The 12,868-nt window shown below is 70.6% G+C and carries 14 protein-coding genes; 8 read left to right on the top strand and 6 right to left on the bottom strand.

The window, feature by feature from the left end:
• Positions 1-317: 317 nt before the first annotated feature.
• On the bottom strand, positions 318-1,481 hold the full coding sequence (locus ACH65_RS09155) for a PilT/PilU family type 4a pilus ATPase (RefSeq protein ID WP_049622289.1): 1,164 nt from the start codon (positions 1,479-1,481) through the stop codon (positions 318-320).
• A 106-nt stretch (positions 1,482-1,587) separates the two neighbouring features.
• Positions 1,588-2,625 (bottom strand): type IV pilus twitching motility protein PilT, encoded by a 1,038-nt coding sequence (locus ACH65_RS09150; protein ID WP_049622288.1) that lies wholly within the window; start codon positions 2,623-2,625, stop codon positions 1,588-1,590.
• A 311-nt stretch (positions 2,626-2,936) separates the two neighbouring features.
• On the opposite strand from ACH65_RS09150, the gene proC reads away from it, so the two are divergent.
• The 4 genes from proC (at position 2,937) to ACH65_RS09130 (ending at position 6,431) form a co-directional block, all read left to right on the top strand.
• Complete coding sequence (gene proC, locus ACH65_RS09145; RefSeq protein WP_049622287.1) at positions 2,937-3,758, top strand: pyrroline-5-carboxylate reductase; 822 nt, start codon at positions 2,937-2,939, stop codon at positions 3,756-3,758.
• The gene (locus tag ACH65_RS09140; protein ID WP_049622286.1) at positions 3,755-4,327 is read left to right on the top strand and encodes a YggT family protein; all 573 of its coding nucleotides are present in this window, start codon (positions 3,755-3,757) and stop codon (positions 4,325-4,327) included. Before proC ends, ACH65_RS09140 begins: the two co-directional genes overlap by 4 nt.
• 146 nt (positions 4,328-4,473) lie before the next feature.
• Entirely contained in the window at positions 4,474-5,922 is a 1,449-nt protein-coding gene (locus ACH65_RS09135; protein ID WP_049622285.1) for a phosphatase domain-containing putative toxin, read from the top strand.
• Between the two features lie 98 nt (positions 5,923-6,020).
• Entirely contained in the window at positions 6,021-6,431 is a 411-nt protein-coding gene (locus ACH65_RS09130; RefSeq protein ID WP_049622291.1) for a roadblock/LC7 domain-containing protein, read from the top strand.
• A 181-nt stretch (positions 6,432-6,612) separates the two neighbouring features.
• Here ACH65_RS09130 and ACH65_RS09125 read toward each other — a convergent pair whose 3' ends face one another.
• From ACH65_RS09125 to pdxH, 3 genes are read right to left on the bottom strand one after another with little or no spacing between them, the layout of a single operon-like run.
• Complete coding sequence (locus tag ACH65_RS09125) at positions 6,613-7,410, bottom strand: ABC transporter substrate-binding protein (protein WP_049622284.1); 798 nt, start codon at positions 7,408-7,410, stop codon at positions 6,613-6,615.
• 50 nt (positions 7,411-7,460) lie between these two features.
• Positions 7,461-7,901 (bottom strand): secondary thiamine-phosphate synthase enzyme YjbQ, encoded by a 441-nt coding sequence (locus tag ACH65_RS09120; RefSeq protein ID WP_049622283.1) that lies wholly within the window; start codon positions 7,899-7,901, stop codon positions 7,461-7,463.
• A gap of 55 nt (positions 7,902-7,956) precedes the next feature.
• Positions 7,957-8,544, bottom strand: coding sequence for a pyridoxamine 5'-phosphate oxidase (pdxH, locus tag ACH65_RS09115; RefSeq protein ID WP_049622282.1), 588 nt, complete (start codon positions 8,542-8,544; stop codon positions 7,957-7,959).
• Between the two features lie 40 nt (positions 8,545-8,584).
• On the opposite strand from pdxH, the gene ACH65_RS09110 reads away from it, so the two are divergent.
• Positions 8,585-9,415: a kinase gene (locus ACH65_RS09110; protein ID WP_049622290.1), complete on the top strand. Its 831-nt coding sequence runs from the start codon at positions 8,585-8,587 to the stop codon at positions 9,413-9,415.
• A 158-nt stretch (positions 9,416-9,573) separates the two neighbouring features.
• On the opposite strand, the gene ACH65_RS09105 is transcribed toward ACH65_RS09110, so the two are convergent.
• Positions 9,574-10,410 (bottom strand): NAD-dependent epimerase/dehydratase family protein, encoded by an 837-nt coding sequence (locus ACH65_RS09105; protein WP_049622281.1) that lies wholly within the window; start codon positions 10,408-10,410, stop codon positions 9,574-9,576.
• Positions 10,411-10,691: 281 nt separating this feature from the next.
• On the opposite strand from ACH65_RS09105, the gene ACH65_RS09100 reads away from it, so the two are divergent.
• Genes ACH65_RS09100 through ACH65_RS09090 form a run of 3 tightly spaced genes read left to right on the top strand, consistent with a single transcriptional unit; the run spans position 10,692 to position 12,601 of the window.
• A complete protein-coding gene (locus ACH65_RS09100; RefSeq protein WP_049622280.1) occupies positions 10,692-11,231 on the top strand; it encodes a shikimate kinase in 540 nt (179 codons plus the stop codon).
• Positions 11,228-12,325: a 3-dehydroquinate synthase gene (gene aroB, locus ACH65_RS09095; protein WP_049622279.1), complete on the top strand. Its 1,098-nt coding sequence runs from the start codon at positions 11,228-11,230 to the stop codon at positions 12,323-12,325. Before ACH65_RS09100 ends, aroB begins: the two co-directional genes overlap by 4 nt.
• A 21-nt stretch (positions 12,326-12,346) precedes the next feature.
• A complete protein-coding gene (locus ACH65_RS09090) occupies positions 12,347-12,601 on the top strand; it encodes a hypothetical protein (RefSeq protein ID WP_049622278.1) in 255 nt (84 codons plus the stop codon).
• Positions 12,602-12,868: the final 267 nt, after the last annotated feature.

Genomic DNA, 12,868 nt, shown 5'->3' with positions numbered 1-12,868 from the left:
GCGTCACGAACTATCTCCCCAGTGAAAAAACGGATCCATCACTCGTAAATTTTTACGAAATCACCACGAGCATTCCCACGGCGCAGTGCTTCAGCACTCGCCTTCAGAACTGAACAGCCAAATTCTGCTCATCAGGGGCTTGGTGGTGCTCGCAGGCCAGGGACCTGGCCCTCATTCAGTAGATCGCAATACATTGCGATCGTCAACGGATTCGTAACATTTGCTTCGCGCAAACAATACGCACTGCCGCGCAATCACGCGCAGCAAAGCCCTCGAGAGAGGCCGGGCCCCCACATGCAAACCGCCTAAAGAAGAGCTCAGCGGTACATCATCCCGCCGAAGTTCTGCCCATCCTTGGTCTCCTCCACCTCCACGCCCTCCAGCCCCTGCGACAGGGTGTGGGCGTCGCCGCCCTGGGCGAGCTTGATGCGCAGGCGCACCTCGTTGGAGCTGTCGGCGTGGCGCAGGGCGTCCTCGTAGGAGATCTCGCCGGCGTGGTAGAGCTCGATCAGGCTCTGGTCGAAGGTCTTCATGCCGAGGTTGGTGGATTCCTTCATCACTTCCTTGAGCTTGTGGATCTCGCCCTGGCGGATGTAGTCCTGCACCAGCGGCGTGCCCAGCATCACCTCCACCGCCACGCGCCGCGCCTTGCCGTCGGGGGTGGGGATCAGCTGCTGCGCCACGATGCCCTTCAAGTTGAGCGAGAGGTCCATGAACAGCTGCGCGTGGCGATCCTCCGGGAAGAAGTGGAGGATGCGGTCGATCGCCTGGTTGGCGTTGTTGGCGTGCAGCGTGCACAGGCACAGGTGGCCGGTTTCGGCGAAGTTGATGGCGTACTCCATCGTCTCGCGCGTGCGCACCTCGCCGATCATGATCACGTCCGGCGCCTGGCGCAGGGTGTTCTTCAGCGCGTTCTCCCAGCTGTCGGTGTCGATGCCGAGCTCGCGCTGGGTGATGATGCAGCCCTCGTGCTTGTGCACGTACTCGATCGGGTCCTCGATGGTGATGATGTGGCCGGTCGAGTTCTGGTTGCGGTAGCCGATCATCGAAGCCAGCGAGGTGGATTTGCCGGTGCCGGTTCCGCCCACGAAGATGATGATGCCGCGCTTGGTCATCGCCAGCTGCTTGATGATCGGCGGCAGGTTGAGCTCCTCCACGCTGGGGATCTTCGACTCGATCCGGCGCAGCACCATGCCCACGCAGTTGCGCTGGTAAAAGCACGACACGCGGAAGCGCCCCACGCCCTGCGCCGAGATGGCGAACTGGCACTCGTGGGTCTTCTCGAACTCCTCGCGCTGGCTGGGCGTCATGATGTTGAGCACCATGTCGCGCGACTGCTGCGGCGAGAGCGGGCTCTGCGTCACCGGCACGATGCGCCCCTGCACCTTCATCGAGGGCGCCACGCCGGCCGTGATGAACAGGTCCGACGCCTTCTTGTGCACCATCAGCTTGAGGAAGGAGGTGAAGTCGAAGTCGCTCATAAGCCCTCCGGGCTGGGAGTCGGGAATAGTGAATGGGGAATCGGAAGAGCGGTGCGGGACGCTCGCAGTTTTTCCTATTCCCTATTCCCCATTCCCGATTCCCGGTTCATTTGAAAACGTCTTTGTTGCGCGCATACGCCGCCGCCTGCTGGCGCGTCACCTGGCCGCGCTTGACCAGGTCCTGCAGGTTCTGGTCCAGCGTCTGCATACCGTACTGCTGGCCGGTCTGGATGGCCGAATACATCTGCGCCACCTTGTCCTCGCGGATCAGGTTGCGGATGGCCGGGATGCCGACCATGATCTCGTGCGCCGCCAGGCGCCCGCCGCCCACTTTCTTCAGCAGCGACTGCGAGATCACCGCGCGCAGCGACTCGGACAGCATCGAGCGCACCATCGGCTTCTCGCCGGCGGGGAACACGTCGATGATGCGGTCGATGGTCTTGGCGGCCGAGGAGGTGTGCAGCGTGCCGAACACCAGATGGCCGGTCTCCGCGGCGGTCAGCGCCAGGCGGATGGTCTCCAGGTCGCGCAGCTCGCCCACCAGGATGTAGTCCGGGTCCTCGCGCAGCGCCGAGCGCAGCGCCTCGTTGAAACCGTGCGTGTCGCGGTGCACCTCGCGCTGGTTGATCAGACACTTCTGCGAGGTGTGCACGAACTCGATCGGATCCTCGATGGTGAGGATGTGGCCGTACTCGTTCTTGTTGATGTGGTCGACCATCGCCGCCAGCGTGGTGGACTTGCCCGAGCCCGTGGGCCCGGTCACCAGGATCAGCCCCTGCGGCTGCTCGATCAGATCGCGGAACACCTTGGGCGCGCCCAGGTCCTCCAGCGTCAGCACCTCGGAGGGAATGGTGCGGAACACCGCGCCGGCGCCGCGGTTCTGGTTGAAGGCGTTGACGCGAAAGCGCGCCAGGCCGGGAATCTCGAAGGAGAAGTCGACCTCGAGGAATTCCTCGTAGTCGCGCCGCTGCTTGTCCGACATGATGTCGTAGACCAGCGCGTGCACCTGCTTGTGCTCCAGCGGCGGGATGTTGATGCGCCGCACGTCGCCGTCCACGCGGATCATCGGCGGCAGGCCGGCGGACAGGTGCAGGTCCGAGGCCTTGTTCTTCACCGAAAAGGCGAGCAGCTCGGCGATATCCATCTGGCGTTTTCCCCTTCAACCGATCGTCGGGATGGCATGTGCGGGCCGCGGGCGACGCCGGCGAAGGCGGGTCGAACGGCGCTCCGGCATCCACCGCGAGCACCATGACTCGGCACAGAATCCGGAAATCCCCCAACAGCGCGGCCGATACTACTCGCGGCGGGGCCGGCGCGACCAGTATTCCCTTCGGCCATGCGCAAAACTGCGAACCGGGTAGCCGCCCGCGCGGCGCCGGTTGGCCCGCGCCGCCCTGCCATGGCCGCGCCGCTCCGGTTAAGGTATCGCCTCGACGACCACGGAACGTTTCCCGCATGACACGACTAGCCTTCATCGGCGGCGGCAACATGGCGCGCAGCCTGATTGGCGGCCTGCTCAAGACCGGCCTGCCCGCCTCCGCCATCCGCGTGGCCGAGCCGCAGGCCGACGGGCGCGAGGCGCTGGGGCGCGAGTTCGGCGTCTCCACCTTCGCCGAGAACCGTCTCGCCGCGGCCGACGCCGAGGTGGTGGTGCTGGCGGTGAAGCCGCAGGTGATGCCCGCGATCCGCATCGAGCTGCGCGAGGCGCTGCAGCGCCAGCACCCGCTGTTGATCTCGATCGCCGCCGGCGTGCGACTGGACCAGCTGGAGCGCTGGTTCGGCGCCCTGCCGATCGTGCGCTGCATGCCCAACACCCCGGCGCTGATCGGCGCCGGCGCCACCGGGCTGTGCGCCAACGCCCGGGTCAGCGCGCCGCAGAAGGCGCAGGCGCAGCACATCCTCGATGCCGTCGGCCTCACCCGCTGGATCGCCGACGAGGCGCAGATGGACACCGTCACCGCGCTGTCCGGCTCCGGCCCCGCCTATTTCTTCGCGCTGGTCGAGGCGCTGGAGGACGCCGCGGTGGCCCAGGGCCTGCCGCGCGAGGCGGCGCGCGCGCTGGCCGCGCAGACCTGCCTCGGCGCCGGGCGCATGCTGGTGGAGGGTGGCGAGGATCCCGCCGTGCTGCGCCGGCGCGTCACCTCGCCCCACGGCACCACCCAGGCGGCGCTGGAGAGCTTCGCCGCCGACGCGCTGCCGCGCGTGGTCGCCCGCGCCGTGGCCGCCGCCACCCGCCGCGGCGCGGAACTGGCCGCCGAACTGGACAAACTGCCGTGAGCTACCTCCTCAACGCCTTCGCCCTGCTGATCGAGATCGCCTTCGACGCGGTCGCCACGCTGTTCGTGCTGCGCCTGCTCGCCGAGGCCTGCCGCGTGGATTTCCACAACCCGCTCAGCCAGTTCATCTACCGCTACTCCAACCCGGTGCTGGCGCCGATCCGGCGCGTGCTGCCGAACTGGCGGCGCATCAACCTGGCCGCGCTGCTGGTGGCCTTCGCGGCGATGCTGCTCAAGCGGCTGGTGCTGCTGGCGCTGGTTGGCCTCGCCCCGCGGCCGCTGGGGCTGGTGGTGATGGCGCTGGCCGACCTGCTCGACTTCGTGCTGCTGCTGTACCTGGTGCTGGTGTTCGGCTGGTCGCTGCTCAGCCTGTTCCAGGTCGACTACCGCCAGCCGCTGCTGCGCCTGGCCGGCACCATCGTCGAGCCGCTGCTGCGGCCGCTGCGCGGCAAGCTGGTGTTCGGCCAGATCGACTTCTCGCCCACCGTGGCGATCATCGTCCTGCTGCTCGCGCGCATGCTGATCGCCGCGCCGCTGCTCAACCTCGGCGCGCAGTGGGCGGGCGGCTAAACGCCGCACCGCCGATCCGTTGACGGCGCCTCACTCCGAGCCTTGACACGAAGCGGAAGCAACGCGCTAACTGTTGCGGCGCACCACGCATGCGGTCCAGCCCGCCCCGGGCCGGACGACCCGTGACAAGGCTCCGGTACAGGCACATGGAACCAGCCGTTCTCTTCCCCTCGGACCACCGGCCCGACACGCCCCCGCCCCTCCTCGCGCTGCACGGCTTCGGCGTGGCCTTCGGCCAGCGCACCGTGCTCGCCGAGATCGACCTCGACATCGGCACGCCCGGCGTCGTCGTGCTGATGGGCCCCAGCGGCACCGGCAAGTCGACCCTGCTGCATGCGCTGGCCGGGCTGCACGCCTCGCCGCTCAAGCGGCAGTGGGGGCAGGCCCGCTACCTGGGCGAGGCGCTGGAGGACGGCGCGCCGGCGCCCTCGCTGGTGCACCAGCAGCCGCGCGACCTGGGCACCAGCGTGTTCGAGGGCTTCGCCTCCGTGCTGCGCGGCCGGCAGTCGGCCAACCCGCACGCCTTGCGCCGCCATATCGTCGAGCGGCTGGAAGCGTTCGGGCTCGACGTGCTCGCGCAGCGCCTCGACGCGCTGCCGATCGACCTGCCCACCGTGCAGGCCCGGCTCGCGGCGATCATGCGCGCCGCCTTCACCGGCAGCCCGCTGCTGCTGATCGACGAGCCGACCGCGGGGCTGTCCGGCGACGACGCGGCCAAGATCCTGCGGCTGATCCGACGCCTCGCCGGGGACCACGGCTGCCTGGTGGTGCTGCACCACCAGCGCCAGGCGCGCGAGCTTGCCGACCGCGCCATCCTGATGGCGGGCGGTCGCATCCAGGTCGACGCCGGCGCGGCGGACTTCTTCGCCAACCGCGACGGCCACCCGGTGCTCGCGCAGTTCCTGCGCACCGGCAGCTGCCACGTGCCCGCGCCCGATGCGACGCAGGACGAGTTGGCCGAGGACGTGCCGCCGCCGGCGCCGCTGCCGGCCTACGCCAGTGCCGCGCTGGCCGCCCCGCAGGTGTCGCCGCTTTCCGACGTGCCGGCCAGCGCGCCGGCTTCGCCTGCTGCACCGGCCAGCGCGTCCGCGTCGCCGCCCCACACCGCCGCGCCCGACGTCCGCGGCCCCACCGGCTTCCACTGGCTGGTGCCCGGCCAGCTGGCCGGCTGCCCGATGCCCGGCGTGGTGGCACCGCTGGACCACGACCTGGCCCTGCTGCGCGCGATGGGCGTCACCCTGTTGATCAACCTCACCGAACGCGAGCTGCCCGCCGAGGCGCTCGCCCGCCACCGGTTGCGCAGCTACGGCCTCACCATCGAGGACCGCCGCGCGCCGCCGCTGCTGTGGGCGAAGCTGCTGCTGGTCAAGATGAAGGCCTTCATCCGCGAGGGCGAGGTGCTGGCGGTGCACTGCCTGGCCGGGCTCGGCCGCACCGGCACCATCCTCGGCGCCTGGCTGATCCGCGAAGGCCTCACCGCGGACGAGGCCCTGCGCCGCCTGCGCGTGGTCGAACCCGGCTTCGTGCAGACGCAGGAACAGGAAGACCTGCTGCACGCACTGGAAACCAACCTGCTCATCCGCGCGGCCCCCTGACGTGTGACGTCCAGCGCACATTCGGCGCGCGCCTCGTCCCTATGCTGTTGCGGCGCACCATGGACGTGCGCATCACCAACCACAAGGGGCAAACCTTCATGGCAACACTCGAAACCGCGCTGCAGCAGGCGATCTCCACCGTGCCCGAATGCGTGGCCGCCGGCTACGTGGACATCGCCTCGGGCATGCTGCTGGCGATCAAGACCGTGGACTCGCACCCGCGCGAGGTCATGGACCTGCTCGCCGCGGCCACGGCGGACATGTACCAGGGCCCCAACGTCTCGATGATCGAGAAGCTGTTCCGCCAGGCCCGCGGCCTGCCGCCAGACCAGAGCGTCCACTACTTCCAGGAGATCCTCGTCAACAGCGAAAACCTGATCCACGTGTTCATGCGCGGCAAGCTGCACCCGGAATACGTGCTCGTGTTCGTGTGCCGCCGCACCGCCAACCTGGGCATGGCGCTGACCAAGGCGCGCCTCGCCCTGCCGCAGGTCGAAAGCACGCTCTGACCGGGGCATACCGCCTCGCCTTCCCCACTCCCACCGAAGACCGCGCGATCCGGCCCAAGCGCGCCGGGTTGCGCGGCGCGCGCCCCGACGCTTCAGCGCGGAAAACCCCACCGCCCAGCCCCTCGAAGGATGCGCCGCGCGATCGAGCCGCGCCCCGCACGGCGGATGCGCATCGCCGCGCTCAACGCCGCGCCCAGCGCTCGATGATGGCGGCGATGTCGCTCAGGCCGTCGAACAGCGCCGCCGGCCCCGGCTGCAGGATGCGCGGCGACTCGATCTCGTGCAGCTCGCCCGCGCGCACCGCCGGGATCGCCTCCCAGCCCGGTCGCGCGGCGACCTTCTCCGGCCGGAAGCGCTTGCCGCACCAGGAGCCGAGGATGATGTCCGGCGCGCGCCGCACCACCTCGTCGCCGTCGGCGAGGATGCGCTGCTTCGCCAGCGGCGCGCGCGCCAGTTCGGGGAAGCAGTCCTCGCCGCCGGCGATGCGGATCAGCTCGGCCACCCAGCGGATGCCGGTGATCGGCGGCTCGTCCCATTCCTCGAAATACACCTTCGGCCGGCGCGGCAGCCGCGCCGCCGCCGCGCCGACGCGCGCGAGGTGCGCCTCCGCTTCGCGCGCATAGGCCTCGGCCTTCCCGTGCGCGCCGACCATCGCGCCGAGCCGGCGGATGTAGGCGAGGATGCCGTCCACGCTGCGATGGTTGCTGATCCACACCTCGACGCCGGCACGGATCAGCTCGCGCGCGATGTCGGCCTGGATGTCGGAGAAGCCGATCGCCAGATCCGGCTCCAGCTTGAGGATCTCGCCGAGCTTGGCGCTGGTGAAGGCCGACACCTTGGGCTTCTCGCGCCGCGCCTCGGGCGGCCGCACGGTGAAGCCGGAGATGCCCACGATGCGCGCCTGCTCGCCGAGCGCGTAGAGCACCTCGGTGGGTTCCTCGGTGAGGCAGACGATGCGATGGGGGAAGGGGTCGGGCATTTGGGTTTGGGGCAGGGAGTCGGGAGTCGGTAATGCGGCGCGCGCCGGGACTAGCTTCCCATCACCGTCACCGTGACCCGCCGCTGGTGCGGGTCCGTGCGATGCTCCCACAGGTAGATGCCCTGCCAGGTGCCGAGTTGCAGCCGCCCGCCGTGCACCGGCACGCTCAGGCTCACCCCGGTGAGGATGGCGCGGATGTGCGCGGGCATGTCGTCGGGGCCTTCGGCGTCGTGCTGGAAGATGGCATCGCCGTCCGGCACCGCGCGCGCGAACCAGCGCTCCAGGTCGCTGCGCACCGAGGGGTCGGCGTTCTCGCTGATCAGCAGCGAGCAGCTGGTGTGATGGGTGAAGACGTGGGCGAGGCCAACGTGCACGCCGCTGGCGGCGACCGCGGCGGCCACCTTGTCGCTGATCTCGGTGAAGCCGCGGCCGCGCGCATGCACCGCGAACCCGCTCTGCGCGACGCGAACGACGGGGGCTGCCGTATGCATGGCGATCACCTCGCTGTGGGAGCGCCCGGGCGGGTCTCAAGGCCCGCCCAGGTACTCAAGGGTAGAGCAGCCGGCTGGTCCAGGTCTGGCCGTGGCGGCTCCAGCGCACGCGCTCGTGCAGGCGGAACTCGGCCCCGTACCAGAACTCGACCATGTCCGGCTCCACCACGTAGCCGCCCCAGTGCGGCGGCCGCGCCACCTCGCGCCCGGCGAACTCCTGCTCGTAGTGCGCCAGGCGCTTCTCGAAGGTGTCATGGTCGGGCAGCGTCTGCGACTGCAGCGAGGCCCAGGCGCCGAGCTGGCTGCCGCGCGGGCGGGAGGCGAAGTAGGCGCCCGACTCCTCCGCCATCAGCTTGCGCGAGTGGCCTTCCACGCGCACCTGCACGCCCTCGCGCAACGTCTTCCAGTGGAAGCACAGCGCCACCTGCGGATGCGCCTCCAGTTGGGCGCCCTTGTCGCTGTGGTAGTTGGTGAAGAAGCGGAAGCCGCGCTCGTCGGCGCCCTTGAGCAGCACGATGCGGGAGCTGACGCGGCCGGCGGCGTCGGCCGTGGCCAGGTTCATGGCGGTGGGGTCGGGTTCGCCCGACGCGGCCGCCTCGTCCAGCAGTTGCAGGAAGGTATCCAGGATCTCGCGTTTCAGCATGGCTCTTGCATCATGGCCGTCACGCGCCATCATGGCGCGCATGAACAACGATGCTAGCACGCAGAACGAGGCCCTGGCCGGCCACCTGCTGGACCACTACGCCGGGCGCATCGCACGGGCAAGACGCCCTTATCTGCTGGGTCTCTCGGGCCTGCAAGGGAGCGGCAAGAGCACGCTGGCGCGGGTGATGAAGGCCGAGGCGGAAACGCGCGGCTGGCCGACCGAGGTGCTGTCGCTGGACGACTTCTACTACTCGCGCAGCGACCGCGAGGCGCTGGCGCGGGAGGTCCACCCGCTGCTGCGCACCCGCGGCGTGCCGGGCACGCACGAGATCGAGCTGCTGATGTCGGTACTGGCCGCCTTCCCGCAGGCCTCGGAGAAACTGCCGGTGTCCTGGCCGCGCTTCGACAAGGGCCGCGACACGCGCCTGCCGCCCTCGCGCTGGCCGCACACCGCGCGGCCGCCGAAGCTGGTGATCCTCGAAGGCTGGGCACTGGGCATCCGTCCGCAGACGCTGGCGACGCTGGAAAGACCGATCAACGATCTCGAACGCAGCGAAGACCCCGACGGCGACTGGCGCCGCTGGGTCAACAAGCAGTTGCGCGGCTACCAGCCGCTGTGGCGCAAGCTGGACGCGCTGGTGGTGCTGCAGGCGCCGGGCTGGGACGTGGTGCGCCGCTGGCGCAGCCAGCAGGAAGAAGCGCTGCTGGCACGCGGCGCGCCGCTGGCGATGGATGCCTCGATGATGGACCGCTTCCTCGCCCACTACGAACGGCTGAGCCGGCACGCCCTGGCCACCTTGCCCGCGCTGGCCGACAGCGTGGTGGAGTACGACGCCGATCACCACGTCACCGGGCTCAGCCACGACTGAAAAGCCCGCACCGCCAAGCGCCGGAACCGCCTCACGCCCGAAGCATCGCCACTGTAGGAGCGCGCCTTGCGCGCGACCGCAGCGTCACGGCATTGCCGCTGCGTAGGCGGGTCGCGCGCAAGGCGCGCTCCTTATGTCTACATGGACGTCCCGTCCATTCACGCACCGAGCAAGGCCGCGTAGCCCGCGCGCGCATCCGGCCAGCGGAACGCGAAGCCGCTGGCGCGCAGCCGCGCGTTGCTGAGCCGCTTGCTGCCGACGTTGGCCGGCGCCGGGCCGTCCGCCGGCGGCGCGACGCCGAGCAGGCCTGCGAGGTGGTCGTACAGCACGTCCAGTGGCAGCGGCGTGTCGTCCACGCCGAGGTAGAGCGGTGCCGGGTCGGCGAGGTCGAGCAGGTGCACGATGGCCGCGGCGGCATCGTCCACGTGGATGCGGTTGGCCCAGTGCGGCGCCGCGCGCGGCACGCGCACCGTGCCGGCGCGCAGGCGCTCGGCCAGCTGCAGGCGGCCGGGGCCGTACAGGCCCGCCAGGCGCAGCGCCACGCTGCGCAGCGGCTGGCCGGCCAGCCAGCACTCCGCCTCCCGCAGCACGGCGCCGTTGAAGCCGAGCGGCGCCGGCGGCGTCGCCTCGTCCACCCATTGCCCGCCATGCTCGCCGTATACGGCGCTGGAGGAGACGAACAGCACGCGCGCCAGCCGCGAACGGTCGAGCGCTGCGAGCAGGTCGCGCAGGCCGTCGCCGAACACCGCGCGATACGCCGCCGCCTCGCGCGCCGCCGGCGCCGGCAGGTAGACCAGCCGGTCGAGGCCGGCGGGCAGGCCGTCCGCATACGTGGACGGCCGGGCGAGATCGCCGCGCAGCCAGCGGATGCCGGCCGGCGCGTCCGCCGGCGGCTGGCGGCGCAACGCGAACACTTCGTCGCCGCGCGCGAGCAGGCGCTGCGCCACGCGGTGGCCGAGATCGCCGCAACCGGCCAGCAGGATCCGTTCGGCCATCCGCGGCCTCCGCATGCAAAGAGCCCCGATTCTACGCGCGGGCCCTCCCCCCCGGTGGCGTTCCGGAACCGCCGATGGCATGCGCCCGCCGCCTCGGCATCGTCCGATGGCGAGCCCGCGCGAGGCCGTTTCCATGCACGCCATCGATGCCTTCGCCGCCATGGCACGGGCGCGCGAGCGCGGCCCGGCGGCCCGCGCCGGCCGGCCGCGTCGCCGCAGCGGGCAGACAGTGCCGGCGCCGCCTGCGTAGAATTCCGGCCGATCGTCTCTCAAGTCCGTGCATGAACCCTTCACGCAACCTGTTCCTGATCGGCCCCACCGGCGCCGGCAAGACCTCGATCGGCCGGCGCCTCGCCGCGCACTACGGCCTGCCGTTCGTCGACCTCGACCAGGAAATCGAACGCCACACCGGGGTGGAAGTGAGCCGCGTGTTCGAGCTGGAAGGCGAGGCCGGCTTCCGCCGCCGCGAGAGCGCCCTGCTCGACGCCTTGAGCGCTCGCGCCGGCGTGCTGCTCGCCACCGGCGCCGGCGCCGTGCTCGACCCGCTCAACCGCGAGCACCTGGCCGGGCGCGGCTACGTGCTGTGGCTGGACGCCACCGTCACGCTGCAGCTCGAACGCCTGGCGCGCGACACCAAGCGCCCGCTGCTCGCCGGCGAGGACCGCGAGGCCAAGCTGGAGGCGATGGCGGTGATCCGCGAACCGCTCTACCGTGAGATCGCCGACCTCGCCATCCCCGCCGGGCGCGAGGACGTACCCGCCGCCAGCCTGCGCTGCATCGAACTGCTCGACCAACACTGGAAACGCCAGCACAACGCATGAACGCCTCCCATCCCCAGACCATCGACGTCGCCCTCGGCACCCGCAGCTACCCGGTGTGGATCGGCCGCGGCCTGCTCGGCGACGCCGCCCGCTGGCGCGCCGCGCTGCGCGGCCGCCACGCCCTCATCGTCAGCAACACCACCGTGGCGCCGCTGTATCTCGACAAGGTGGCGCAGGGGCTGGACGGCGTGCGCTGGTCCTCCTTCCTCATCGACGACGGCGAGGCGCACAAGACCTTCGCCAACGTCGGCCGCGCGCTGGAGGCGCTGGCCGCGCTGGGCGCCACCCGCGACGCCTGCGTGATCGCGCTGGGCGGCGGCGTGGTGGGCGACCTGGCCGGCTTCAGCGCGGCCTGCTGGATGCGCGGCATCGACTTCATCCAGATGCCGACCACACTGCTGGCGATGGTGGATTCCTCCGTCGGCGGCAAGACCGGCGTGAACCTGCCGGCCGGCAAGAACCTGGTCGGCGCCTTCCACCAGCCGCGCGCGGTGGTGGCCGACATCGACACCCTCGACACCCTGCCCGCACGCGAGTACCGCACGGGCCTGGCCGAAGTGGTGAAGGGCGCGGCGATCGGCGATCCGGCCTTCTTTGCCTGGCTGGAGGCGCACGCCGGCGCGCTCGCCGCGCGTGAGGACGCGGCCCTGGTCGAGGCCATCGCGCGCAAGGTGCGCTACAAGGCCGGCGTGGTGGCGCGCGACGAGACCGAACAGGGTGAACGCGCCCTGCTCAATCTGGGCCACACCTTCGGCCATGCGCTGGAGACCGCCGGCCACTACACCACCCTGCTGCACGGCGAAGGCGTGGCGGTGGGCATGGTGCTGGCCGCGCAGCTGTCCGAGCGGCTGGGCATGAGCGCGGCCGCCGACACGCAGCGCCTGCTGCGGCTGCTTGACGCGCTCGGCCTGCCCACCGCGGTGCCCGCCGGCTACGACCCGCAGCAGCTGCTGGAACTGATGCGGCTGGACAAGAAGAACACCGCCGGCACGCTGCGGCTGATCCTGTGGCGCGGCATCGGGCAGGCGGAAATCGTGGGCGGCGTGGACGAGGCGCAGGTGCTGGCGGTGCTGCGCGCGGCCACCGGCGGCTGACCCGTCGCACACGGGCGCGGCATGGACAACTTCGTCAAGACGCTCGCTACCCTGCTCGGCGCCGCCGTGGACGCCTGCACCTATCTCAAGACGCCGGCCATCCTCGACGCGCTGTGGTACGGCGCATTGTTCAACCTCGGTCGCTGGACCCTGCTGGGGCTCACACTGGGCCGCTACCCGCGCGGCACGGCAGCGGATCGCCATCCGCATGGGATCGCCCTGGTCGGCCTGGCGCTGGCGACGCTGGCCGTGATGTCGGCCCTGCATATCTGGTAGCTCGCGTCCCACGGCGCGCGCCCTGCCTGATACACCCACCACGGCGCGGCATCGAGCCATTCCGAAAAGTCGCAAGCGCGCGGCATGGATGCCGACCGGCACCGGGCATATCGCCCGCGCCGTCCCTCCCGCGCCCTCGCTACCTCGCCGAGAGCCTTCTAGGAGCGTGGGCGGCAGAAGATTTCCGGGTTACCGATAGCACGAGATTAGGCAGATGAGCGCTGCCTATGCTCGAGGGGGTCTTGCTTGGCCCGGCCATGGCCGATC

This window comes from Frateuria defendens (assembly GCF_001182895.1).
Taxonomy (GTDB): Bacteria; Pseudomonadota; Gammaproteobacteria; order Xanthomonadales; family Rhodanobacteraceae; genus Frateuria_B; species Frateuria_B defendens.
Note: the sequence above shows the minus strand (reverse complement) of the source record. Positions and strands in the feature narration are given on the sequence as shown.